The organism is Conexibacter stalactiti (genome assembly GCF_033542075.1).
Lineage (GTDB): Bacteria > Actinomycetota > Thermoleophilia > Solirubrobacterales > Solirubrobacteraceae > Conexibacter > Conexibacter stalactiti.
Genome location: NZ_JAWSTH010000060.1, coordinates 1 through 22739, shown reverse-complemented (window position 1 = coordinate 22739; position 22739 = coordinate 1). Strand labels below are relative to the sequence as shown.

24 protein-coding genes are annotated in these 22739 nt (G+C 74.1%); 12 read left to right on the top strand and 12 right to left on the bottom strand.

The window, feature by feature from the left end:
* Positions 1-3 precede the first annotated feature (3 nt).
* From R7226_RS19860 to R7226_RS19850, 3 genes are read right to left on the bottom strand one after another with little or no spacing between them, the layout of a single operon-like run.
* A complete protein-coding gene (locus R7226_RS19860; RefSeq protein ID WP_318599046.1) occupies positions 4-615 on the bottom strand; it encodes a bifunctional 4-hydroxy-2-oxoglutarate aldolase/2-dehydro-3-deoxy-phosphogluconate aldolase in 612 nt (203 codons plus the stop codon).
* Positions 612-1568, bottom strand: coding sequence for a sugar kinase (locus tag R7226_RS19855; RefSeq protein WP_318599045.1), 957 nt, complete (start codon positions 1566-1568; stop codon positions 612-614). Before R7226_RS19855 ends, R7226_RS19860 begins: the two co-directional genes overlap by 4 nt.
* The gene (locus R7226_RS19850) at positions 1568-2704 is read right to left on the bottom strand and encodes an ABC transporter ATP-binding protein (RefSeq protein WP_318599044.1); all 1137 of its coding nucleotides are present in this window, start codon (positions 2702-2704) and stop codon (positions 1568-1570) included. The genes R7226_RS19855 and R7226_RS19850 overlap by 1 nt, the downstream gene beginning before the upstream one ends.
* 110 nt (positions 2705-2814) lie before the next feature.
* Between R7226_RS19850 and R7226_RS19845 the strand changes: the two genes are divergently transcribed.
* From R7226_RS19845 to R7226_RS19830, 4 genes are read left to right on the top strand one after another with little or no spacing between them, the layout of a single operon-like run.
* Positions 2815-3537 (top strand): FadR/GntR family transcriptional regulator, encoded by a 723-nt coding sequence (locus R7226_RS19845; RefSeq protein WP_318599043.1) that lies wholly within the window; start codon positions 2815-2817, stop codon positions 3535-3537.
* A complete protein-coding gene (locus tag R7226_RS19840) occupies positions 3530-4285 on the top strand; it encodes an SDR family NAD(P)-dependent oxidoreductase (RefSeq protein WP_318599042.1) in 756 nt (251 codons plus the stop codon). Before R7226_RS19845 ends, R7226_RS19840 begins: the two co-directional genes overlap by 8 nt.
* A gap of 40 nt (positions 4286-4325) precedes the next feature.
* Positions 4326-5471 (top strand): galactonate dehydratase, encoded by a 1146-nt coding sequence (gene dgoD / locus R7226_RS19835; protein WP_318599041.1) that lies wholly within the window; start codon positions 4326-4328, stop codon positions 5469-5471.
* The gene (locus tag R7226_RS19830; RefSeq protein WP_318599040.1) at positions 5471-6352 is read left to right on the top strand and encodes an SMP-30/gluconolactonase/LRE family protein; all 882 of its coding nucleotides are present in this window, start codon (positions 5471-5473) and stop codon (positions 6350-6352) included. Before dgoD ends, R7226_RS19830 begins: the two co-directional genes overlap by 1 nt.
* A gap of 2 nt (positions 6353-6354) precedes the next feature.
* On the opposite strand, the gene R7226_RS19825 is transcribed toward R7226_RS19830, so the two are convergent.
* Together R7226_RS19825 and R7226_RS19820 are read right to left on the bottom strand one after the other, a co-directional pair.
* Entirely contained in the window at positions 6355-7182 is an 828-nt protein-coding gene (locus R7226_RS19825) for a DivIVA domain-containing protein (RefSeq protein ID WP_318599039.1), read from the bottom strand.
* Positions 7183-7234: 52 nt separating this feature from the next.
* Complete coding sequence (locus R7226_RS19820; RefSeq protein WP_318599038.1) at positions 7235-8023, bottom strand: metallophosphoesterase family protein; 789 nt, start codon at positions 8021-8023, stop codon at positions 7235-7237.
* Positions 8024-8089: 66 nt separating this feature from the next.
* On the opposite strand from R7226_RS19820, the gene R7226_RS19815 reads away from it, so the two are divergent.
* A complete protein-coding gene (locus tag R7226_RS19815; protein WP_318599037.1) occupies positions 8090-8698 on the top strand; it encodes a nucleotidyltransferase in 609 nt (202 codons plus the stop codon).
* 61 nt (positions 8699-8759) lie between these two features.
* Positions 8760-10310, top strand: coding sequence for an LCP family protein (locus R7226_RS19810; RefSeq protein ID WP_318599036.1), 1551 nt, complete (start codon positions 8760-8762; stop codon positions 10308-10310).
* A gap of 37 nt (positions 10311-10347) precedes the next feature.
* On the opposite strand, the gene R7226_RS19805 is transcribed toward R7226_RS19810, so the two are convergent.
* The 6 genes from R7226_RS19805 to R7226_RS19780 all read right to left on the bottom strand — a co-directional run bounded on the left by R7226_RS19805 (position 10348) and on the right by R7226_RS19780 (position 15484).
* Positions 10348-10809, bottom strand: coding sequence for a DUF1905 domain-containing protein (locus tag R7226_RS19805; protein WP_318599035.1), 462 nt, complete (start codon positions 10807-10809; stop codon positions 10348-10350).
* A 90-nt stretch (positions 10810-10899) separates the two neighbouring features.
* Positions 10900-11625, bottom strand: coding sequence for an ABC transporter ATP-binding protein (locus R7226_RS19800; RefSeq protein WP_318599034.1), 726 nt, complete (start codon positions 11623-11625; stop codon positions 10900-10902).
* Positions 11618-12337, bottom strand: a complete 720-nt coding sequence (locus tag R7226_RS19795) for an ABC transporter ATP-binding protein (protein WP_318599033.1) — start codon at positions 12335-12337, stop codon at positions 11618-11620. Before R7226_RS19795 ends, R7226_RS19800 begins: the two co-directional genes overlap by 8 nt.
* A complete protein-coding gene (locus R7226_RS19790; protein WP_318599032.1) occupies positions 12334-13308 on the bottom strand; it encodes a branched-chain amino acid ABC transporter permease in 975 nt (324 codons plus the stop codon). The genes R7226_RS19795 and R7226_RS19790 overlap by 4 nt, the downstream gene beginning before the upstream one ends.
* Positions 13301-14176, bottom strand: a complete 876-nt coding sequence (locus R7226_RS19785; protein ID WP_318599031.1) for a branched-chain amino acid ABC transporter permease — start codon at positions 14174-14176, stop codon at positions 13301-13303. The genes R7226_RS19790 and R7226_RS19785 overlap by 8 nt, the downstream gene beginning before the upstream one ends.
* 42 nt (positions 14177-14218) lie before the next feature.
* Positions 14219-15484 (bottom strand): ABC transporter substrate-binding protein, encoded by a 1266-nt coding sequence (locus tag R7226_RS19780; protein WP_318599030.1) that lies wholly within the window; start codon positions 15482-15484, stop codon positions 14219-14221.
* 108 nt (positions 15485-15592) lie between these two features.
* Here R7226_RS19780 and R7226_RS19775 point away from each other — a divergent pair, with 108 nt between their 5' ends.
* From R7226_RS19775 to R7226_RS19750, 6 genes are all read left to right on the top strand, one after another.
* Positions 15593-16390 (top strand): N-acyl homoserine lactonase family protein, encoded by a 798-nt coding sequence (locus R7226_RS19775; RefSeq protein WP_318599029.1) that lies wholly within the window; start codon positions 15593-15595, stop codon positions 16388-16390.
* Positions 16391-16394: 4 nt separating this feature from the next.
* Positions 16395-18980, top strand: coding sequence for a xanthine dehydrogenase family protein molybdopterin-binding subunit (locus tag R7226_RS19770; protein ID WP_318599028.1), 2586 nt, complete (start codon positions 16395-16397; stop codon positions 18978-18980).
* Entirely contained in the window at positions 18977-19765 is a 789-nt protein-coding gene (locus tag R7226_RS19765; RefSeq protein ID WP_318599027.1) for an FAD binding domain-containing protein, read from the top strand. The genes R7226_RS19770 and R7226_RS19765 overlap by 4 nt, the downstream gene beginning before the upstream one ends.
* Entirely contained in the window at positions 19765-20247 is a 483-nt protein-coding gene (locus R7226_RS19760) for a (2Fe-2S)-binding protein (protein ID WP_318599026.1), read from the top strand. The genes R7226_RS19765 and R7226_RS19760 overlap by 1 nt, the downstream gene beginning before the upstream one ends.
* Complete coding sequence (locus R7226_RS19755; RefSeq protein WP_318599025.1) at positions 20244-20999, top strand: TetR/AcrR family transcriptional regulator; 756 nt, start codon at positions 20244-20246, stop codon at positions 20997-20999. Before R7226_RS19760 ends, R7226_RS19755 begins: the two co-directional genes overlap by 4 nt.
* Before the next feature lie 81 nt (positions 21000-21080).
* Positions 21081-22433: an MBL fold metallo-hydrolase gene (locus R7226_RS19750; protein ID WP_318599023.1), complete on the top strand. Its 1353-nt coding sequence runs from the start codon at positions 21081-21083 to the stop codon at positions 22431-22433.
* A gap of 38 nt (positions 22434-22471) precedes the next feature.
* Here the strand turns inward: R7226_RS19750 and R7226_RS19745 are convergent.
* On the bottom strand, positions 22472-22739 hold a 268-nt coding region (locus R7226_RS19745; RefSeq protein ID WP_318599022.1), incomplete at its 5' end, for an NTP transferase domain-containing protein.

Below are 22739 nucleotides of genomic sequence, written 5' to 3'. Positions count from 1 at the left end.
CCGTCAGCCGACGGCGGCGAGCAGCTCTGCGGCGCGGGCGCCGGCCTGCGCCGGGTCGCGCGTGAGCGTGCCGCCGACGCCGAGCGCGACGGCGCCGGCGTCGAGCCAGGCGCGGGCGTTGCTCGCGTCGACGCCGCCGGTCGGCACGATCGGCGCCTGCGGCAGCGCCGCGCGGATCGCCTTGACGTAGCCGGGCGTGTGCTCGTCGGCGGGGAACAGCTTGATCAGGTCGGCGCCGGCCTCCAGCGCCTGCACGACCTCGGTCGGCGTCTGCACGCCGGGCAGCACGGCGGCGCCGTAGCGGTGGCCGGTCGCGAGCACGTCGGCGTGGAGCGAGGGGGAGACGAGAAACCGCGCCCCGGCGAGGATCGCGAGGCGCGCGCTGGCCGCGTCGAGCACGGTGCCGGCGCCGATCAGCGCGCCCGGGTGGCGGCGGCTCAGCCGCTCGATCGCGCCGAGCGCGTCGGGCGTCGTCAGCGGCACCTCCAGCACGTCGAGGCCGGCCTCGATCACCACGTCGCCGACGGTCTCGGCGACCGCGGCCTCCTGCGCCCGCACGATCGCGACGACCTTCCGCTGCGCGATCCGCGCACTCGCATCCCAGCGCCAGCTCATCGATCCACCTCGGTCGTCTCGCTCATCAGATCCTCCAGCTCGCTGCGCGTCGGCAGCCCTTCGAGATCACCGGCGACCTGCACGACGGCCGCTCCGCAGGCGGCGCCGCGGCGGGCCGCCTCGGCGGCCGGCAGCCCGTCGAGCCAGCCTGACAGGAAGCCGGCGTCGAAGGCGTCGCCGGCGCCGACGGGGTCGACGACCGCGCCGACCGGCAGCGCCGACACGTCACTCGCCACGCCGTCGTCGCTGACGTGGGCGCCGTCGGCGCCGCGCTTGATCACGACGATGCGGGCGCCAAGGTCGTGGAAGTAGGCGGCGATCCGCTCCAACCCAAGCGTGGAGGCCAACCACGCGCCCTCCTCCTCGCTCGTCAGCACGATCTCGGCGAACCCCGCCAGCTCGCGCAGGACCGGCGCCGCCTGCTCGCGGCTCCACAGCTTCGCGCGGTGGTTGGGGTCGAAGGAGACCGTCACGCCAGCGCCGCGCGCGGCCTGCACGGCGGCGAGCGTCGCGGCGCGGGCGCTCTCGGACAGCGCCGGGGTGATCCCCGTCACGTGCAGCAGCCGCGCGCCGGCCAGCGGCAGCGCGGCGAGGTCCTCCGGCGCCAGGCGGCTGCCGGCCGCGCCGGCGCGATGGTAGACGACGCGGATGCGGCGGTGGCCGTCGCGGTCGCGCGTCAGCAGGCCGGTCGGCGCGGACGGGTCGACGCGCAGGCCGGCGGCGTCGACGCCCTCGGCCAGCAGCGTCGCGCGCACCTCCTCGCCGAACGGGTCGTCGCCGACGCGGCCGGCATACGCCACGCGGTGGCCGAGCCGCGCCAGCCCGACCGCCGTGTTCAGCTCCGCGCCCGCGAGCGTGCGGTGAAACCGTCTCGCCCGCCGCAGCGGCAGCCCGTCGTCGGCGAGCATCAGGCCCATCGCCTCGCCGAACGTGACGACCTCGGGTGGGTGCACTACGCCGTCGCCGTCAGCGACTCGCCGCTGTCGGCGTCGAAGACGTGCAGCTTCTCCGTGTCGAGCCAGAGCGGGACCTGCTGGCCGACCGTCACCTGCGCGTCGCCGGAGAGCTTCGCGACCGCGAGGCCTCTCGTCGTCACCGGCGTCGCCGCGTCGAGCGCGGCCACCCCGAAGGCGAAGTGCACGTGGACCTCGGAGCCGAGCGACTCGACGACCTCGGCGGCCGCGGTGAAGCGGTGGCCGGGTCGCTCGCCGGCGTCGGCGGCGAGCGCGAACGCCTCCGGCCGCGCGCCGAGCACGACCTCGCGGCGGCCGTCGCCGGCCTCCACGGCTTGACGCAGGCGGTCGGGCAGCGGGACGGCGCCGATCGCGGTCTCGACGGCGCCGCTGGTCAGCGTGCCGCGCGCGAAGTTCATCGCGGGGGAGCCGATGAAGCCGGCGACGAACAGCTTCGCCGGTCTCTCGTACAGCTCCTTCGGGGAGGCGAACTGCTGCAGCACGCCGTCGCGCAGGACCGCGACGCGATCGCCGAGCGTGACCGCCTCGACCTGGTCGTGCGTCACGTAGATCGTCGTGGTGCCGAGTCTCTGCTGCAGCCGCGCGATCGCGGTGCGCATCTCGACGCGCAGCTTCGCGTCGAGGTTCGAGAGCGGCTCGTCCATCAGGAACGCCTTCGGCTCGCGCACGATCGCGCGGCCCATCGCGACGCGCTGGCGCTGGCCGCCGGAGAGCTGGCCGGGCTTGCGGTCGAGGTGCTCGACGAGGTCCAGCACCTCGGCCGCCTCGCGCACCTGCTGCTGTATCTGCGCCTTCGGCGTCTTGCTCAGCTTCAGCGCGAAGCCCATGTTCTCCGCCACCGTCATGTGCGGGTACAGCGCGTAGTTCTGGAAGACCATCGCGATGTCGCGGTCCTTCGGCGCGGTCTCGTTGACGCGCTTGCCGTCGATCCGGATCTCGCCATCGGAGATCTCCTCGAGGCCGGCGATCATCCGCAGCGCCGTCGTCTTCCCGCAGCCGGACGGGCCGACGAAGATGACGAACTCGCCGTCGGCGATGTCGAGGTCGAGCGAGCGGACGGCGTCATGGCCGTCTCCGTAGCGCTTGCTCACGCCATCGAGCGTGATGCCTGCCATCCGAACTCCTCAAGGTCGCAGATAGGTTGCCGGCCCAAGCCGGCGCTCGCGGAAGAGTACCGCGCCAAACAACGTTTGCAACCGGCCAACCTGTCAGATAGGTTGAGGGAATGGCGGAAAGACCTTCACCCCCGACCGGCGCGGTCGGGACAGCGATCGAGGAGCTGGAGCGGCTCGCGCTCGACGAGCTGCGGCCCGGCGACGCGCTCCCCTCGGAGGGCGAGCTGGCGCGCCAGCTCTCGATCAGCCGGCTGACCGTCCGCGAGGCGGTCCGCTCGCTGGAGGCGCGCGGCCTGGTCGAGCTGCGCAAGGGCAGACGGCCGACCGTGCGCGAGCCGAACGGGTCGCTGGCCGGCGACTACTTCCGCACCGCGATACGGCGCGACGCGACCGCCCTCTTCGAGCTGCTCGAGGTCCGCCTCGCGCTCGAGGTGCGGATCGCCTCGCTCGCCGCCACCAACGCCTCGCGCGCCGCGCTCGCCGCGATGACGAGCGCGATCGACGGGATGCGCGACGCGACCGACGAGGAGCAGTTCCACGACGCCGACGTGCGCTTCCACGAGGCGCTCGCGGTCGGCTCCGGCAACGGCATGCTGACGCAGCTGATCGAGCAGCTCTCGGAGCCGCTGCGCGTCAGCCGCCGCCACAGCCATCGCGGCCGGCTGCGCGAGGGACGGCCGTTCGACGAGGTCGTCGAGGCGCACCGCGCGATCCTCTACGCCGTCCAGCGCCGCGACCCGCAGGCCGCCGCGCACGCGATGGAAGTCCACCTGCGCTCGACCGAGCGCGACCTGCGCGCGGCGCTCGAACCCCTGGAGGAGCCAGATGCCTGACCTCGATGGCCGCGTCGCGGTCGTGACCGGCGGCTCGCGCGGCATCGGCCGCGCGATCGTCCACCGCCTGCGCGCGGAGGGCGCGCGCGTCGCCTCACTCGACGTGACGCCCCCCGACGCGACCGAGAGCTTCGACGCCGCCGACCTGCACCTCGACGCCGACGTGACCGACGAGCGCGCGGTCGCGGAGGCCGTCGAGCGCGCGACGACCGAACTCGAAGCCGCGCCAACGATCCTCGTCAACAACGCCGGCGTCAACGCCTACTTCGATGCCGCCGAGATGACGAGCGCGCAGTGGGACGACTTCTTCGCGCTCGACCTCAAGGCCTGCTGGATCACCGCCCGGGCGCTGCTGCCGGCGATGCGCGCCGCCCGGCAAGGCGCGGTCGTCAACGTCGCATCGATCCACGCGACGCTGACGCAGCCGGGCCGCTTCCCGTACGCGGCCGCGAAGGCCGGCATCCTCGGCCTCACGCGCAGCCTCGCGCTCGACGAGGGGCCCAACGGGATCCGCGCGAACGCGGTCTGCCCGGGGCTGGTCGACACGCAGCTCTCGCGTGAGGGCTTCGCCCGCGACGGCCACGGCGTGACGGTCGAGTCGCTTGCCTCCGAGCACCCCGTCGGCCGCGTCGGCACCCCGCTCGACATCGCCGAGCTGGTCGTCTTCCTCGCCAGCGACGCGCGCGCCGGCTTCATCACCGGCGCCGCGATCCCGATCGACGGCGGCGTCGGCGTCCGCCTCAGCTAGACCCGCTCAGCCAGACCCCCTGAAGGAGAGAGATCCACCGATGAAGATCGCGCGTTTCGAGACGTTCCTCGTGCCGCCGCGCTGGCTGTTCCTGCGCGTCGAGACCGACGAGGGGGTCGTCGGCTGGGGCGAGCCGGTCGTGGAGGGGCGGGCCGCGACGGTCCGCGCCGCCGTCGAGGAGCTGATGGAGGCGCTGATCGGCGCCGACCCGTTGCGGATCGAGGACCACTGGCAGACGCTCACCAAAGGCGGCTTCTACCGCGGCGGCCCGGTCTTCGCCAGCGCGGTCGCCGGGATCGACCAGGCGCTGTGGGACATCCACGGCAAGGTCCGCGGCGCCCCGGTCCACGAGCTGCTGGGCGGTGCGGTGCGCGAGCGCGTGCGGGTCTACTCGTGGATCGGCGGCGACGACCCGGCCGAGTCGGCCGAGCAGGCGACGGCGCAGGTCGAGGCCGGCCTGACCGCCGTGAAGATGAACGCGACCGGGCCGTTCCGCTTCATCGAGACGCGCGCCCAGGTGGCGGCGACGGTGCGGCGCGCCGAGGTCGTGCGCGAGGCGCTGGGGGAGGAGCGCGACGTCGCGCTCGACTTCCACGGCCGCGTTTCGCCGCCGATGGCCAAGCGGCTGATGGCGGCGTTGGAGGAGGTCGCGCCGATCTTCGTCGAGGAGCCGGTCGCGCCCGAGCTGGGCCACGCGATCGCCGGCCTGATCGCCGCCTCGCCGATCCCGATCGCGACCGGTGAGCGGCTCTTCTCGCGCTGGGAGTTCAAGCCCGTGCTCGACGCCGGCGTCGCCGTCGTGCAGCCCGACCTCTCGCATGCCGGCGGGATCTCGGAGGTGCGGCGGATCGCGGCGCTGGCCGAGACCTACGGCGCGGCGCTGGCGCCGCACTGCCCGCTGGGGCCGATCAGCCTCGCGGCCTCGCTGCAGGTCGCGTTCGCGACGCCGAACTTCCTGATCCAGGAGCAGAGCCTGGGAATCCACTACAACGTCGACAACGACCTGCTCGACTACCTCGTCGATCGCTCGGTCTTCTCCTTCGAGGACGGTACGATCGCGCGGCCGACCGCACCAGGCCTCGGCATCGACGTCGACGAGGCGGCGGTGCGCGAGGCGTCCGCGCGCGGTCACAGATGGCGCAACCCGATCTGGCGCGACGCGGACGGCGCATTCACGGAGTGGTGATGAGCACGTCGGTCGAGGTCTTCAGCGAGGTCGTGGCGGAGCTGGGCGAGGGCCCGGTCTGGGATGTGCGCGAGCAGCGGCTCGTGTGGGTCGACATCGACGGTCAGCTGGTCCACGTGACCAGCGCCGACGGCCGCTCGACGCGCTCCTACGCGACGCCGGCGCCGGTCGGCGCGGCCGGGCTGCAGCGCGACGGCGGCCTGCTGCTGGCGCTCGGCGGCGGCTTCGCGCGGCTGTCGCTGGAGGACGGGACGATCGTGCCGCTCGCCGACGCGCCCGGGACCGATCCGCAGATCGCGCGCATGAACGACGCCGAGGTCGACCCGGCCGGCCGCTGGTTCGCCGGCACGAAGGCGTACGACAGCCGCGAAGGCGGCGGCATCCTCTACCGGCTCGACCACGGCGGTCGCGTCACGCCGGTGCTGGAGGGGGTCACGATCTCCAACGGGCTGGCGTGGTCGGCCGACGGCGGCACGCTCTACTACGTCGACACGCCGACGAGAACGATCGCCCGCTTCCCGTTCGAGATGGCCGGCGGGACGCTCGGCGAGCGTGTCGTCCACGCCGACACGAGCGCGCTGACCGGCTCCCCCGACGGGATGACGATCGACGCCGACGGCAACCTCTGGGTCGCCTTCTGGGGCGGCTGGTGCGTGCGCTGCTTCTCCGGCGCCGACGGCGCGCTGCTGGAGGAGATCCCGATGCCGGTCGAGCAGTGCTCGTCGGTCGCCTTCGGCGGCAGGGACCTGCGCCGCCTGCACGTCACGAGCGCCCGCACGGGCCTGTCGGAGGAGCAGCTGCGCGAGCAGCCTGACGCCGGCCGCGTCCACGTCGTTGAGCCCGGCGTGACCGGCGTCGCGACGCGGACGGTGAGCGTCTAGCTTCAGTCGAGGTCGGGCGGGGGCGGGTCGTCGGGCGGCGGCGGGGCGGCGGCCGGCGGGAAGCGCGACTCGCCCTCCTCGGCGACGGCGCGCAGCTGGTCGGCCAGCTCCTTCGTCGCGTCGATCAGCCGCTGGCGCTCCTGCCACAGCCGCTCGACGTCGTCGTCGAGCGCGCGCACCTTCGCGATCGCCTGCTCGTGCAGCACCGCCGACTCCTGCTCGGCGCGCTGGAGACGGTCGTCGGCGGCGGCGCGCGAGCTGCGCGTCGTCTCCTCGGCGGCCTGCTCGGCCTGCTGCAGGATCGCCGCGGTCTGCTCGCCGACGCGGCCGAGCGCCCGCTGCACCGCGGCGGTCGGCTCGGTCCGCTGCTCGAACAGCTCCAGCGCCTGCGTCACGTCGGCGACGTAGGCATCGACGACGTGCGGGTCGTAGCCGCGCCAGACGACGGGGAAGTCGACGTCGCGCAGGCGCGCGAGGTCGGGCGCGTCGGGGTCCAGGCGCGCCGCCACGCGGGCCGGGGCCGCCGGCAGCGCGTCGTGGGCGATCACGTCGAGCGCCGTCGTCGCGTCCTCCTCGGTCAGCGGCCGGTCGCCGGGCGATGCTGGTTCGCCGGGCGGCTCGTCCGGCACGGGCTCCGCCTCCAGCGGCGCCTGCGCCGGGTGCTCGGCGGTCGCGGGATGCTCCGCCGGCTCCTCACCGGCCTCTTCGAGCGCGTCGAAGGGCGCGGTCAGCTCCTCGGCCGCCTGCGGGTCGCTGGGCGGGTCGCCGGGAGCGGCCGCCGCGTCGGGGCCGTCGGGCTGATCTGGTCTGTCGCTCGATTCGAGTGCCACGGACCGGGTGTCCCCGTTGCACGCGCGCGACTAACGGCCCCGCCCGCTCCGCTCAGTGGATCGGCGCCGCGGCGCGGCTGTCTGCCGCCAGCTCGAAGACGTGGAAGTCGCGTCCGATCACCGGCACCGAGACGTTGCAGACCGGCACCGTCCCGACTCTGCCCTGGAAGGTCCCGGCGTGCGCGTGGCCGTGGACGGCGAGCGTCGGCTCGTGCTCCAGCAGCGGCGCCGCGAGCCGGTCGGTGCCGAGGAAGGCCATGATCCCCTCGCCCTCGCCTTCGAGCGTCTCGCGCGTCGGCGCGTAGTGCAGCAGCACCAGCCGCAGCGGGCAGAGCGCGATCTCGCGCAGGCCGTGGTCGAGCGCCTCGACCTCCGCCTGCGTCTCGCGGTAGACCTCGCGCAGCAGCGGTTCGCCGAAGTCGGGCATGTGCGATCCGGGGAAGCCGCCGACGAAGCCCTTCGTGCCGGCGATCCCGACCTCGACGCCGCCGACCTCGCAGATCGCCCAGTCGCGCTCCAGCACGGTGATCCCGCCCTCGCGCAGCGCCGCGGTCAGCTCCGCGGCGCGGTTGACGTGCCAGTCGTGGTTGCCGAGCACGGCGAAGACCGGGATGTCGAGCTGGCGGCAGGCGTCGGCGAGCACGGCGCCCTCCTCGGGCTCGCCGTGGGTCGTCAGGTCCCCGGCCAGCAGGAGCACGTCGGCCTGGCCGCGCAGCGCGGCGAACGCCTCCAGCGCCTGCTCGCGATGGTCCTCGCGACAGTGCACGTCGCCGGCCGCGGCGACGCGGACGACGGGGGCGGGCGCGGACTCCGCGGCGGTGGGCGGCTGTTCGATCTCCATCGCCCGAGCCCTACCCGCACCCGCGGGGACGGCTAACGCCGGCGCGCCCCGGGTACGGGACTCGACATGGGAGGAGATCTCGAAGCCCGCTCGTTCGACGCGATCGTCGACGCCCTGCGCGCCGCCGTGCCGGTGCTGCACGAGGCCGAGATCCCGTTCCTGCTCGGCGGCAGCATGGCGGTGTGGGCCTACGGCGGCCCCGAGCCGGTCAACGACCTCGACCTGATGTTCCGGCCGCAGGACGCCGAACGGGCGCAGCAGGCGCTCGCGCGAGCCGGCTTCCGCACCGGCGACCCGCCGGAGGAGTGGCTGTTGAAGGCGTGGCACCACGACGTGCTCGTCGACCTGATCTTCGCGCCGCGCGGCGTGCCGATCGACGACGACACGCTCGCGCGCGGCAACGAGCGCAGCCTGTCGGCGATCCGCCTGCGCGTGATGGCGCTGGAGGACGTGCTGACGAGCAAGCTGCTGGCGCTCGACGAGCACCAGCTCGACATGTCCTATCTGCTCCAGCTCGTGCGCGCCGTGCGCGAGCAGGTCGACTGGGACGAACTGCGCCGCCGCACCGCCGACTCGCCGTACGCGGAGGCGTTTTTGCTGCTCGCCGAGCGGCTCGGGATCAGCGCGCCGCCGGGCACGGAGCCCACGCCGGCGCCGCCGGCGACGACCCCGTAGCGGCGCGGCTGCGACCCCGAAGCGGCCGGCGAGCGGGCGCGTGCCCGCTACGCTGTGACGCTTGGCTGCGGACGACCACAGCTTCCCCGGCTCCGGACAGGGCCGGACGTGGCTGCGCTTCCTCGCGGCCGCCGTGCTCGTGATCGTGCTGACGGCCGGCGCGACCGCGACGGCCGGCCTGCTCAACGTGCAGAGCTTCGTCGACGACCTGAAGGCCGGCGGCACGATCAGAGGCGTCGACGACGTGATCGAGCGCGCCGAGGTCGGCGAGCCGCGCACGATCCTGCTGATCGGCTCCGACCACCGCTTCGGCGACCCCGGCGACGAGGCCCGCTCGGACACGATGATGCTGATCCGGATCGACCCCGACGCGGCGGCGACGACGATCCTGTCGATCCCGCGCGACCTCAGAGTCAGCTTCGACACGCGCAGAGGCAGCTACACCGACGTGAAGATCAACGACACCTACACGGTCGGCGGCGAGGCGCTGACGGCGAAGGTGATCCGCAGACTGCTCGGGATCGAGATCAACCACATCGCGAACGTCAACTTCACCGGCTTCCGCGAGGCGATCGACGCGATCGGCTGCGTCTACGTCGACGTCGACCACCGCTACTACCACGTCAACGTGCCCGGCGGCGAGCAGTACGCCGAGATCGACATCGAGCCCGGCTACCAGCTGATGTGCGGCGAGAGAGCGCTCGACTACGTCCGCTACCGCCACTTCGACTCCGACTTCGTGCGCGGCGCGCGCCAGCAGGAGTTCCTGCGCCAGCTGCGCTCGCAGTACGACGCGCGCGAGTTCGTCGACGACCCGCACAAGCTGACGAGAGTGATCGGCAGACGGATGCAGACCGACAAGGGGCTGCAGTCGGTGCAGGCGCTGATCGACTTCGGCAAGCTCGTCGCCTTCTCCGCCAGAAACCCGATCCAGCAGATCGCGCTGAGACCGATCTACACGAGAGGGGCCAATGGGGCGTCGTTCGTCGAGACGACGCCGGAGGAGATCGCGCGGGTGCGCGACGAGTTCCTGCACCCGAGCGCGGCGCCGGCGCCAGCCGCCGCCGCGGCGAGACGGGCGCGCGGCGCGAGAAGAGGCGGGCGCAGAGCGGCTCCGGCCACAGCCGCGCCGCCGGCCGACGGCCTCGCCGACATGGCGCAGACGGGCAAGGAGTACGCGATCGGCCTCGGCCCGATGAGATTCCCCGTCTACTATCCGCGCCTGCTGCCGAGCGGCCGCACCTACATGCCGGTCAACACCGGCGCCGAGGGCGGCTACCCGATCGCGTACAAGACGAAGGCCCAGGACGGCAAGATGCGGCAGGCGTACCGGCTCGTGATCGACGTCAGCACCGGGGCCCATCCCGGCAACTACGTCGGCGTCCAGGGGCTGCGCTGGAGCGATCCGCCGATCCTCAGCAACCCCTCCGCCGACCACCGCACCGTCAACGGCAAGAAGCTCGACCTCTACTACGACGGCACGAGACTGCGGCTGGTCGCGTGGAGAACGTCGCAGGGCGTCTACTGGATCTCCAACTCGCTGGAGCGGCTGCTCAGCAACGACCAGATGCTGCGGATGGCCGGCTCGCTGACGCGGCTCGGGCACGGCTGAGGAGCGCGCGCGGCCGCCGGCGCGCCCCGCTCGCGCTTCAGCGCGCGCGGCCCTCCTTCAGCAGCGCGACGGCCTTCTCGACCCGCCGGGCGCGCGTGTCGGCTCTTCTGGCGCTCTCGACGTTGGTGACGTGGAATCTCTTCAGGCTCGGCGAGAGCGTCGCGAAGAACGCCTGCGCGGCCGGCTCGGCGGCGAGCGCCGCGGCGAGGTCCTCCGGCAGCTCGACGGTGCGCGGGGCGGTGTCGAGCGCGAGCGTGACGGCGAGCTCGTCGCCGGCCGCGACGCCGGCCGCCGCGCGCTGCTCGGCGCTGACGGGGACCATCGCGACGCCGCCCATCACGCCGACGGCGGTGCGGTAGGAGTGGTCGTCGCCGAGCGTGACGACGACCAGCGGCCGCTTGCCGCCGCCGAGCTGCTCGACCAGCTCCGGCGGGACGACGAACCCGGTCGCGGTTCTGCGGGCGAGCTCGAGCGTGGCGGTGAAGCTGACGGCTGGCATGGCGGTTCTCCTGGCGGTCGCGGTGGCGTGCGTGTTGGAGCCAAGACGAGGCCGGCCGCGGAAACTCATCGCGGGCGAGGCGGCGCGCGCTCATCCCCGCCCGAGGTAGACCTCCTGGATCAGCGGGCCGTCGCGCAGCTCGGCGGCGCTGCCGGCGGCCGCGACGGTGCCGGTCCGCAGCAGCACGGCGTCGTCGGCGAGCGCGAGCGCGACGCGCGCGTTCTGCTCGGCCAGCAGGATCGTCGTGCCGCCGCCGCGCAGCTCCGCCAGCGCCGCGTAGATCCGCTGCACGACCTTCGGCGCCAGGCCCATCGACGGCTCGTCGAGCACCAGCAGCTGCGGGCGCCGCATCAGCGCGCGGCCCATCGCCAGCATCTGCTGCTCGCCGCCGGAGAGCAGGCCGGCCGGCCGCTCCAGCAGCGGCTCCAGCTCGGGGAAGAGCGCGAGCGGCTGGGCGAGCGAGGCGGGGTCGCGCCAGCTGCGCGCGGAGGTGCGGCCGTACCCGCCCATGCGGAGGTTGTCGGCGACCGTCAGCGAGGCGAAGACGCGCCGGCCCTCGGGCACGAGCGCGACGCCGTCGCGGGCGATCCGGTGGGCGCGGCGGCCGGCCAGCTCGCGCGTCCCGAAGCGGATCGATCCGCCGCTCGGGCGCAGGTGGCCGAGCAGCGCGCGCAGGGTGGTCGTCTTGCCGGCGCCGTTGGCGCCGAGCAGGGCGGTGACGGCGCCGGCGCGCACGTCGAGGTCGATCCCGTGGACGACCTCGACCGGCCCGTGCGCGACGCGCAGGCCGCGGACGGTGAGGAGGGGGTCACTCATCCTCGACCCCCAGATAGGCGTCGATCACGCGCTGGTCCTCGCGTACGGTCGCGGGCGGCCCCTCGGTCAGCACGGCGCCGCCGACGAGCACGACGACGTGGTCGGAGAGGCGCATCACGAGCGGCACGTCGTGCTCGATCAGCAGCACAGCGAGGCCGTCGGCGGAGAGCGCGGCGATGCGGCCGGCCAGCTCGTCGGCGCTCGCCGGCGGCAGGCCGGCGGCCGGCTCGTCGAGGATCGCCACCGAAGGCCGGCCGACCAGCATCCGCGCCGGCTCGACCAGCTTCGCCTCGCCGAACGAGAGCGACTCGACGCGCCGCTGCGCGAGGTGGCCGATCGAGAAGCGCTCCAGCGCCGCCAGCGCCGCCTCGCGCAGCGCGCGCCGCGAGAGGCCGTGCGCGTGCGCGCCGACCATCACGTTCTCCAGCACCGTCAGCCCTTCGAACAGCTCGAGGTTCTGGAAGGTCCGCCCGAGCCCCAGCGACGCGCGCCGCCAGGTCGTCGTGCGCGTCACGTCGCGGCCGCCGAGCGTGACGGTGCCGCTGTCGGGGCGGACGATCCCGCTGGCGACGTTGGCGAGCGTCGACTTGCCGGCGCCGTTGGGCCCGATCAAGGCGGTCACGCTGCCGGCTCTGACGCTCAACGAGACGTCGCGCAGCACCTCGACGCCGCCGTAGCGCTTGCCGACGCCGCTCAGCTCCAGCACGTTCATCGTGGGACCTCCCGCGCCTCGCGCCGCCCGCGTCGCCAGTCCGACAACGTCCCCACGACCCCGTGCGGCAGCGCCTGCACGGTCACGAGGAAGAGCAGGCCGATGATCAGCGGTCTGACGTCGGAGGCGTCGGCGAGCAGTTCGTCGAGCGCGAACAGCAGCCCGGCTCCGACGACCGGCCCCAGCAGCGTGCCGGCGCCCGCGAGCGTCAGCACGACCAGCAGCGTGACGGCGGCGAAGAAGCCGAACGGCTCCGGGCTGACGAAGCCGTTCTCGTACGTCTCCAGCGCCCCTGCGAGGCCGGCGTAGGCGCCCGACAGCGTGAAGGCGATCAGCCGCAGGCGGAAGACGGGCACGCCCGCCGCCGCCGCGGCCGGCTCGGAGGTCGCCGCCGCGCGCAGCGCCAGGCCCCAGCGCGACGCCGCGAACCAGCCGGCGAAGGCGAGACCGAGGAAGGCGAGCGGCGCGGCGAGCCAGTAGATCCGCGTCGGCGTGTCGAGGATCAGCGAGCCGAACTCGAGGATCGGCACGCCGAGCAGGCCGTTGGGACCGCCGGTCAGCGAGACCGCACGCCCGAACAGCAGGAAGAGGACGACGCCGGCGCCGAGGCTCGCCATCGTGAAGTAGAGGCCGCGCAGCCGCAGCGACGGCAGCCCGACGATCACGCTCGCGGCCGCGACGACCAGCGGCGCGGCGACGAACGAGAGCCAGATCGGCCCGATCGCCTCGGCGCCGAGGATGCCGGCGGCGTAGGCGCCGAGGCCGTAGAAGCCGGCCTGCGCGAGCGACACCTGGCCGGCGTAGCCGTTGATCAGGTTGAGCCCGGTCAGCAGCAGCAGGTTGATGCAGAAGCCGACCAGCAGGCCGTGCTCGTAGTCGCCGTGGAAGAGGAACGGCGCGGCGGCGAGGCCGGCGCCGACGAGCGCCAGCACGATCAGGCGGAAGCGGGGCTCGGAGAGCGGTCTAGACACGTTCCACCTTCACGGCCGCGAACAGCCCGGTCGGCCGCGTGAAGAGCACGATCAGCAGGATCGAGAAGGCGACGACGTCGGCGTAGGTGGAGGAGACGTAGCCGGCGAACCACGCTTCCATCAGCCCGATCGCGAAGCCGCCGACGACGGCGCCCGGCATCGAGCCGAGGCCGCCGAGCATCGCGGCCGCGAAGCCCTTCAGGCCCAGCAGCGTGCCGAAGTCGTAGTTGACGGGGGAGACGGCGGCGAGGCCGGCGCCGGCGGCGGCCGCCAAGGCGCCCGCGAGCGCGAACGACCAGGCGGCGGCGCCGCGGCGCGAGAAGCCCGAGGCGGCGGCCATCTCGCCGTCGTCGGCGCTCGCGCGCAGCGCCACGCCGAGCGGCGCCCAGCGCAGGAAGGCGGCGAGCGCGCCGGCGGCGACCGCGACCAGCGCGCAGTTCCACAGCGCCTGCGCGTCGAGCACCGCGCCGCCGACGTGCAGCGTCGAGGTGCCGGAGAAGCCGGGCAGCGTGTACGCCTGACGGTCGGTCACCAGCAGCACGACCGCCTTGATCGCGACGCCGAGACCGATCGTCGCGAGCGTGATCGTGTTGGGGTTGGGCGTGCGCGTGAAGCGCACGCAGATCACTTCCGTCGCCAGACCGCAGAGCGCGCCCATCAGCACGACGACCAGCACGACGACGGCGAGCGGCGGGTCGGCCCATTGGTGCAGGGCTCCCGCCGTCACGCCGGCGAGCATCACGTACTCGCCCTGGGCGAAGTTGATCGCCCGCGTCCCGCGGAACACGATCGCGAAGCCGAGCGCGACGAGCGCGTACGCGGCGCCCGTCGTGAGGCCCGAGAAGGTGAGCTGCAGGAAGTCGGTCATCGTGGGTGTCGGTCGTGCGTGCTGTGCGACGGGCGGGTGCGGCTACTCCGTCAGGCCGTCTCTGGCCGGCACGAACCGTCTGCCGTCCCACTCGGAGATCGCGACGGCGTCGACGCCGAGACCGGAGTGGTCCTCGGCCGTGTATCTGAAGTCGCCGTTGACGCCCTGGTAGGAGCCGAGCCCCTCCAGCGCCTCCGCGAGCGCCTCGCCGGACAGCTCGCCGCCGCTCGCTCTGATCGCCTCGGCGACGAGCTGGACGCCGTCGTACGCCTGCGCGGCGAAGACGTTGGCCGGCTCGTTGTACTTCGCCTCGTAGGCGTCGGCGAATCTCGTGATGATCGCCTTCTGCGGGTCGCCGTCGGGCAGTCTGTCGTAGATCGGCAGCTTGCCGGCGGACAGCAGCGCGCCTCTGGCGGCGGCGCCGGCCTGCTCATAGAAGGCCGGGTCGGCCGAGCCGAAGCCGAGCCCGAGCAGGTTTCTGTCGAGCCCGAGCTGCTGCGCGTTCTTGAGGAACGTCGTCGCGGCCGGGGTGGTCGTCCACGCGACGTACGCCTGCGGGTTCGCTCTGCGCAGGTTGGTCAGCTGCGGCGTGAGGTTGGTCGCGGTCGGGTCGAAGCTCTCGCTCTGGACCTCGATCCCGGCCTCCGGCGCGAGTCTCTCGAGCTCCGCCTTGGCCGACTCGCCGAAGCCCGAGGTGTCGGGCAGGAAGCCGACCGCTCTGACGCCGCGGGCGTTCCAGAAGTCGGCCGTGCGCTGGAGCACGATCGTGTCGTTGAAGGTCGACTTGAACGTCGTCGGTCTCTCGTCGGCGGGCTGCACGATCTCGCGCGCGCCCTCGGTCGCCATGAAGAGCTTGTCGGCGCGCTGCAGCAGCGGCTGCATCGCGAGCGCGATGCCCGACTGCGAGCCGCCGCCGACGACCACGTCGACGTCGTCGCGGCTGATCAGGCGGCGCGTCTGGTCGACGGCCTTGGCGGTGTCGCCGGCCGGGTCGTAGAAGACGACCTCCAGTCTGCGGCCTTCGACGCCGCCGGCCTCGTTCAGCTCGTCGACGGCCAGCTCCAGGCCCTTGCGCATCTTGTCGCCGACGACCGCCGGCGGGCCCGTGACGGAGAAGAGCGAGCCGACCTTGATCGGATCGCCGCCGCCGCCGCTGCTGTCGCTCTGGGCGGACGCGGTGCTGGCGCCGGCGCTGCCGCTGCCGGTGTCGTCGTCATCGGAGCCGCAGGCGGCCAGCGCGAACGGCGCGGTCGACAGCAGCAGCGCCAAGGCGATCGTGCGGCGGGGTGAGAAGCGTCGGGTCTCCACCGGCCCTCCAGTGGTGTCGTGGGGTGGCATGCGAACGTCCTGTGCGCTCACACAGGAAGAGTTGTATCATCTGGACCGGCTTAGTCAAGAATTGGAAGGCAGGCAGCCGTGCCGGATTGGAAGATCACCCCGCTCGTCGTCGCGATCGGGCCGCAGCGCGAGAAGAGTCGCTTCACCTACATGCACAACTTCGGCGAGAAGGTCGACATCCCGTACGTCTCGTGGCTGCTGCAGGACGGCACCCACAACGTGCTCGTCGACACCGGCTGCAGCGCCGCCGACTACGCCGACAAGGTGCGTCCCGGAGACGGGCCGCTGATGCTCGCCGGCGAGCAGTTCGCCGACGTCCAGGACGTCGTCCCGATCGAGCAGCGTCTCGCCGAGCAGGGGCTCGACTTCAGCGCGATCGACCTGCTGATCCAGACGCACCTCGACTGGGATCACACGATGAACACGCCGAAGCTGGCGGGCTCCGGCGCGCGCGTCGTCGTGCAGCGGAAGGAGTGGGAGCAGATCCCCGCGCACCCGCTGTTCGCTTCCACCTACGCGCCGAGAGAGACGTACGCCGAGATCGAGGCGCTCGGGCTCGAGCTGCTCGACGGCGAGCAGGAGATCCTGCCGGGGCTGGAGCTGATCGTCACGCCCGGCCATTCGCCGGCCGGCCAGTCGGTCGTCGTGCAGACCGGCGAGGGCCCGCACGTGATCGTCGGCATGTGCACGATCGCGGAGAACTTCTGGCCTTCGGAGGCGGTCCTCTCGAAGGGGACGTATACGGTGATCCCGACCGGCATGCACATCGACCCGATCGAGACGTACGACTCGATGCAGCGGATCAAGGCGATCCCGGAGGCGAGAATCCTCCCGTTCCACGACATCGCCGTGCTCGACTACGAGGTGCTCGGGTAGGGCGATGTCGCGCCCGCTCGGTGCCGCGCGGCCGCGCCGCGAGGACGATCGCCTCGTGCGCGGGCTCGCCCGCCACGTCGCCGACCTCGTGCGGCCGCGGCAGCTGGAGGCGGTCTTCGTCCGCTCGCCGCATCCCGCCGCGCGGATCGGCGGCATCGACGCCGCGGCGGCGCTCGCGCTGCCGGGCGTTGCCGCGGTGCTGACCGCGGACGACCTGCCGCACACGCCGCTGCTCGACAGCGTTCGCATCGACGGCTTGCTGAAGACCCCGCAGCCGGCGCTGGCGGGTGGCCTCGTGGCCGTCGCGGCGGGCGGCGCGGCGGCGGGCGGCGCGGCGGCGGGCGAGGGGCTCGCGGCGGGCGTCGTGCGCTTCGTCGGCGAGCCGGTCGCGCTCGTGCTGGCATCGACGCGGGCGGCGGCCGAGGACGCCGCCGAGCTGGTCGCGGTCGACTGGCAGCCGACGCCGTTCGTGCTCGAACCCGGCGCCGCGCGGGCGCCCGGCGCCCCGCTGGTGCACGAGCACGTGCCCGGCAACCTGCTGTTCGCGCAGGCGAAGTCCTACGGCGACCCCGACGGCGCCTTCGCCGCCGCCGACCTCGTGATCGAGCAGCCGCTGATCGGCAACCGTTACCTGGCCGCGCCGTTGGAAGGGCGCGGCTGCCTGGCGGAGCCGGCGGGCGACGGCTTGACAGTGTGGGCCTCGACGATGGGGCCGCACCTGCTGCGGCGGCGGCTGGCGCAGACGACGGGGATCGCCGAGCAGCTGCTGCGGGTGATCGCGCCCGATGTCGGCGGGGCGTTCGGATTGAAGATCCCGGCGGCGCCGGAGGAGATCGCGGTCGCGCTGGCGGCGCGGGCGGTCGGCCGGCCGGTGCGCTGGGTCGAGGGCCGGCGCGAGCAGCTCGTCGCCGCGCCGCACGCGAAGGACCAGCGGATCGCGCTCTCGCTGGCGGTGTCTGGCAGCGGGGAGCTGCTGGGCGTGCGCGCGACCTTGACCGGCAACGCGGGCGCGTACTCGTTCAACAGCGCCAGCGCGCTGATCGAGCCGTACCTGGGCGCCGGATTGCTGCCCGGTCCGTACCGGATCGAGCACGTCGGGGCGGAGATCTTCTCGGTCCTGACCCACACCTCGCCGATGTCGCCCTACCGCGGCGTCGGCTGGACGCAGCCGCACACCGCGCGCGAGCTGGCGCTCGACCGCGCGGCGCGGGCACTGGGGATCGACCCGGCCGAGCTGCGCCGCCGCAACCTCGTGACGAGCTTCCCGCACCGCTCCGCGACCGGGATGGAATACGACAGCGGCAGCTACGTGGAGTCGCTCGAGTCGGCGGTCGGGCTGGTTGATGCGTCGGACGCGCCGCACTTCGCGCAAGGCGAGCCGCGATCTGCGCAGGATGCGCCGGCAAGCGCGCGGGACGCGCCGCACTTTGCGCAAGCCGCGCCGCGACTCGACCCACCCGCGCCGGGAATCCGCCGCGGCGTCGGCGTGACCTCCTACGTCGAACCGGCCGGCTGGGGCAGCGACGGCGCGCTGCAGTCGGAGTGGTCGTTCGCCTCGCACGACAGCGTGCGGCTGCAGGTCGACCCGACCGGCGGCGTGGTCGCGGCGATCGGCACGCCGAGCCAGGGCCAGGGCCACGCGACGACGCTCGCGCAGGTCGTCGCCGACGAGCTTGGCGTGCGCGTCGAGGACGTGGCGCTGATCGCCGACGACACCAACGCGACACCGGTCAGCACCGCCGGCACGCGCGCCAGCCGCGTCGCGACGGTGATCGGCGGCGCGCTCGCGCTCGCCGCCCGCAGATTGCGCGCGCGGCTGCTGGAGGTGGCCGCGGCGGTGTTGGAGGCGGAGGCCGCCGGGCGCGGTGACGCGCCTGCGCCCGGCGACGCCGGCCCGCGCGGCGGTGCGCTGTCCCTCATTGACGGCCTCGTCCACGGCGGTGCGCGTGAGCTGACGCTGCGCGAGCTGGCGGAGGCGGCGCACTTCGACCCGGCGCTGCGGGCGCGGCTGCCCGAGCCCGACCTGCTCGTGACGCAGTTCCACGACCCGCCCGCGACGTACAGCAACGGGGCGATCGCGGCGGTCGTAGACGTCGACCTCGGCACCGGCGGCGTGACCGTGCGCCAGCTGGCGGTGGTCGAGGACTGCGGCACGGTGCTCAACCCGACCGTCGTCGACGGCCAGGCGGCCGGCGCCGTCGTGCAGGGCCTCGGCGGCGCGCTGCTGGAGGACGTCGACTACGGCGCCGACGGCCGGCCGCGCGGCGACTCCTTCGGCAGCTACCTGCTGCCGCGCATCACGGACGTGCCCGAGCTGGCGATCGCCCACCACAGCTCGCCTTCGCCGCTGACCGTCAACGGCGTGAAGGGGATGGGGGAGTCCGGCGCGATCGCTGCCCCCGCCGCGATCGCCTGCGCCGTCGCCGCCGCGCTCGCCGCTGACGGCTTCACCGTCGACCGCCTCCCGCTGACACCGGCACGCGTGGTCGAGGGGCTGACCCGCGCCGCCGCGCCCGCCAACGCTGCCGCCGCGCCCGCCAGCGCCGCGCGCGCCGCCGCCGCGCCGCCTCCCCCGGAGCCCTTGCAATGACCCTCCCACCGTTTGAGTACGCCCGTCCACACGCGCTCGACGAGGCGGCCGCGCTGCTCGCGACCGACGGTGCTCGCGCGCTGGCCGGCGGGCAGAGCCTCGTGCCCGCGCTCGCCGCCCGGCAGCCGGGCGGGCCGCGGCCGCGGCTGCTCGTCGACCTCGCGCGGCTGCCCGGCCTCGACACGATTGCGCTCGACCCCGACGGCCGTCTTCGCATCGGCGCGCTGGTGCGCCAGCGCGCCGCCGAGCGCTCGCCGCTGGTCGCCCGGCACGCGCCGCTGCTCGCTCAGGCGCTCGCGCAGGTCGGCCACCCCTCGACGCGCAATCGCGGCACCGTCGTCGGCAGTCTCGCGCACGCCGAGCCGGCCGCCGAGGTCCCGGCCGTCGCCGTCGCGCTCGGCGGCGTCGCCGTGATCGCCGGCCCGGCCGGGGCCCGTCGCGAGCTGCCGGTCACCGATCTCCTCCAAGGCCCGCAGCGGCTCGCGCTCGACCCGGGCGAGCTGATCGCCGAGCTGCTGCTCGACCCGCTCGTGCCCGGCGAGCGCCAGGCGTGGCTGGAGTTCGCGCCGCGCCGCTTCGACCTGCCGCTCGTCGGCGTCGCCGCCCGCGTCGTGCCCGGGCGCGAGCCCCGCCTCACCCTCGCCGGCGTCGCGCCCACGCCGATGAGCGTCACCCAGCACCCCGCAGAGGGGTGCGATATGACGCTCCTCGAAGGACTCGACCCGCATCGCACCCGAATCGCGCGCACGCTGACGCGCCGCGCGCTGGAGGCGTGCGGGCGATGATGCTCCCGATCACCCTCACGGTCGACGGCGCGCGGACCACCGTCGAGGTCGAGCCGCGCGAGACGCTCGCCGACGTGCTGCGCGACCGGCTCGGCGTCTACGGCGTGCGCGTCGCCTGCGGCGAGGGTCACTGCGGCGCCTGCACGATTCAGCTCGACGGCGCGACCGCGCGCGCCTGCACGCTGCTGGCGGTGCAGGCCGACGGCGGCGCGATCCGCACCGTCGAGGGGATGGCGCCGACGGGCGCGCCGCTGCACCCGCTGCAGGCGGCCTTCGTCGCCGAGCACGCGCTGCAGTGCGGCTTCTGCACGGCCGGGATGCTGATGAGCGCCGAGGAGCTGCTGCGCGAGCGGCCGCAGGCGAGCGACGACGAGATTCGCGCCGGTCTGGCCGGCAATCTCTGTCGCTGCACGGGCTACCAGGGGATCGTGCGCGCTGTGCGGCGCGCACGGGACGAGGCGAACGAGGGGGAAGCGAGATGAGCACACGACAACCGCAGGAGCGCGTCGGGCGCGATCCGGAGAGGACGCGCGAGGAGCGCGTCGGGCGCGATCCGGAGAGGGCGCGCGAGGAGCGCGTCGGGCGCGATCCGGAGAGGGCGCGCGAGGAGCGCGTCAAGCGCGATCCCGAGAGATCGCGCGAGGCGATCCTGAGCGCGGCCGAGGAGGTCTTCGCGCGCGAGGGCTTCGACGGCGCGAGCCTCGTCAAGATCGGCCGCGCGGCGAGCGTCTCGGCGGCCCTGCCGGCCTACTTCTTCCAGGACAAGCAGGGGCTTCACGACGCCGTCATCGAGCGGCTCTTCCACGACCGCGACCTCGCGCTGGAGCCGGTCTGCGAGCAGGCGACCGCGGCGCTGGCGGACTCGCCCGACGGGCTGCGGCGGGGGCTGGAGATCCTCGTCGGCGGCTATCTCGCCTTCCTCCAGCAGCGGCCGAGCTTCGTCCACCTGATGGCGCGCGAGGCGCTCGAGATCCCGCGCCGCGCGACCGCCCCGCGCCACTCGCAGGTGCTCGAACGCGGCATCGACCGCTTCATCGACTCGCTGCCGCAGAGCGGCAGGCCGTCACTCGACCGCGGCCATCTGCTGATCACGCTCGTCGCGCTCTGCTGGTTCCCGCTCGAGCACGACGCGACGATGCTCGCCGGCATGGGCTACGCGACCTGGACCGACGCCTTCATCGCCGCGCGCACCGAGCACGTCGTCGACGTGCTGCTGCGGGTCCTCAGCCCCTGACGATGGGCATACCGAATGGAACAGAGCCGTGACGGGTTCACCACCTAAACTCGACTTACTCGCTCTGCACAGGAGACAAGGATGATCTTTCGCCAACTGATCGACAGCGACCTCGGCTGCGCCTGCTACCTGCTCGGGGACGACGGTCGCGCGGTCGTCGTCGACCCGGGCCTCGACGTCGACCGGATCGTCGCGGCCGCGGCGGAGGAGAGAGTGACGATCGAGCTGATCGTCGAGACCCACGTCCACGCCGACCACGTCTCCGGGCGCGCGCTGCTGGCGGCCCGGACCCGCGCCGCGATCCGGCTGCCGGCCGACGCCGGCTACGACGACGGCGCCGGCACGCCGCTGCGCGACGGCGAGACGATCGACCTCGGCGTGATGCGGATCACGGCGCTGGCGGCGCCCGGCCACCGCCCGGAGCACATCGTCCTGCTCGTCGCCGACCGCTCGCGCAGCGACGAGCCGTGGCTGCTGCTGAGCGGCGACTCGCTGCTCGTCGGCGACCTCGCGCGGCCCGACCTGGCCGTCGAGCCGGGCGAGGGCGCGCGGGCGCTGCACGCGACGCTGGCGCGGATCGGCGAGCTGCCCGCCGGTGTCGAGCTGTGGCCCGGCCACGTCGGCGGCTCGCTCTGCGGCGGCCCCGGCCTGTCGCGCAAGACCAGCTCGACGCTCGGCTTCGAACGGCTCGCCAACCCGCTGCTGGCGGTCGGCGCCGACGAGCTGGCGCAGCGGCTGATCGCATCGCTGCCGGCGCGCCCGCCGACGGTCGAGCAGGTCGTCGCGCGCAACAGAGGGGTGACGCCATCGCCCCTCCCGAACCTCGCGCCGCTCGACGCCGGCGCCCTCGCCGCGGCGCTCGCCGACGGCGCGACGCTGCTCGACGGCCGCGACGCCGACGCCTTCGACGCCGCCCACGTGCGCGGCTCGCTCAGCCTCGCGCTGCGCGGCAACGGCCTCGGCACGCGCGCCGCGTGGGTGCTCGACCCGGAGGATGAGCTGGTCGTGCTCGGTGCCGACGCCGATGCCGCGCGCGAGCTGGCGCGGCGCCTGCGCGCCGTCGGGCTCGACAACGTGGTCGGGATCGTGGCGGCCGAGGTCCTCGAAGCGACGACGGTCGAGGAGGTCGCGCCGCTGACGGTCGAGCAGCTGGCGGAGCGGCTCGCCGACGGGGAAGTGACCCTGGTCGACGTGCGTGACACGCCGGAGTGGGGCGCTGGCCACCTCGCGCGCGGCGTCCATCTGCCGCTGCAGCGGCTGCGGGCGGAGGCGGCGGAGCTGCCGGCCGGCCCGCTCGCGATCGCCTGCGCCGGCGGGCCGCGCGCTGCCTTCGCGGCGAGCTGGCTGCGTGCGCACGGTCACGACGCCCGCCGCGTCGCCGACGGCGGCGTCCCCGACCTGCCCGCGCTCGGCCTGGAGCTGGTCGCGGCCTAGATGGTCGATGCCACGGCGCAGGTCGTGGCATCAACCATCTAGAGCCCGCGCAGGTCTGCGGGCGTGTCGACGTCGCGCGGCGGTGGCCCGTCGCACGGGATTGGCTCGACGGCGACCGTCGCCAGCAGCTCGCGCGCGCCGCTGTCGCCGCGCAGCTCGGCGACGGCGGCGAACAGCTGACGCCGCAGCAGCACCGGGTGGCCGGGCCGGCCGTCGTAGGTGGCGCGCGCGGCGGGGGAGAGGGAGGCGGGGCGCGCGCTGCCGCCAGCCGCGCCGTCGCCCGCCGCATCGCCGCCCGCCGCCGAT

Bases quoted from the DNA above. Each gene is read 5' to 3' on its own strand.
- dgoD (WP_318599041.1), top strand. From the start codon at position 4,326: ATGAAGATCGCGCGTTTCGAGACGTTCCTCGTGCCGCCGCGCTGGCTG.
- R7226_RS19785 (WP_318599031.1), bottom strand. From the start codon at position 14,176: ATGACCGACTTCCTGCAGCTCACCTTCTCGGGCCTCACGACGGGCGCC.
- R7226_RS19815 (WP_318599037.1), top strand. From the start codon at position 8,090: ATGGGAGGAGATCTCGAAGCCCGCTCGTTCGACGCGATCGTCGACGCC.
- R7226_RS19840 (WP_318599042.1), top strand. From the start codon at position 3,530: ATGCCTGACCTCGATGGCCGCGTCGCGGTCGTGACCGGCGGCTCGCGC.
- R7226_RS19800 (WP_318599034.1), bottom strand. From the start codon at position 11,625: ATGAGTGACCCCCTCCTCACCGTCCGCGGCCTGCGCGTCGCGCACGGG.
- R7226_RS19770 (WP_318599028.1), top strand. From the start codon at position 16,395: ATGTCGCGCCCGCTCGGTGCCGCGCGGCCGCGCCGCGAGGACGATCGC.
- R7226_RS19765 (WP_318599027.1), top strand. From the start codon at position 18,977: ATGACCCTCCCACCGTTTGAGTACGCCCGTCCACACGCGCTCGACGAG.
- R7226_RS19850 (WP_318599044.1), bottom strand. From the start codon at position 2,704: ATGGCAGGCATCACGCTCGATGGCGTGAGCAAGCGCTACGGAGACGGC.
- R7226_RS19860 (WP_318599046.1), bottom strand. From the start codon at position 615: ATGAGCTGGCGCTGGGATGCGAGTGCGCGGATCGCGCAGCGGAAGGTC.
- R7226_RS19755 (WP_318599025.1), top strand. From the start codon at position 20,244: ATGAGCACACGACAACCGCAGGAGCGCGTCGGGCGCGATCCGGAGAGG.
- R7226_RS19760 (WP_318599026.1), top strand. From the start codon at position 19,765: ATGCTCCCGATCACCCTCACGGTCGACGGCGCGCGGACCACCGTCGAG.
- R7226_RS19750 (WP_318599023.1), top strand. From the start codon at position 21,081: ATGATCTTTCGCCAACTGATCGACAGCGACCTCGGCTGCGCCTGCTAC.
- R7226_RS19805 (WP_318599035.1), bottom strand. From the start codon at position 10,809: ATGCCAGCCGTCAGCTTCACCGCCACGCTCGAGCTCGCCCGCAGAACC.
- R7226_RS19820 (WP_318599038.1), bottom strand. From the start codon at position 8,023: ATGGAGATCGAACAGCCGCCCACCGCCGCGGAGTCCGCGCCCGCCCCC.
- R7226_RS19830 (WP_318599040.1), top strand. From the start codon at position 5,471: ATGAGCACGTCGGTCGAGGTCTTCAGCGAGGTCGTGGCGGAGCTGGGC.
- R7226_RS19795 (WP_318599033.1), bottom strand. From the start codon at position 12,337: ATGAACGTGCTGGAGCTGAGCGGCGTCGGCAAGCGCTACGGCGGCGTC.
- R7226_RS19845 (WP_318599043.1), top strand. From the start codon at position 2,815: ATGGCGGAAAGACCTTCACCCCCGACCGGCGCGGTCGGGACAGCGATC.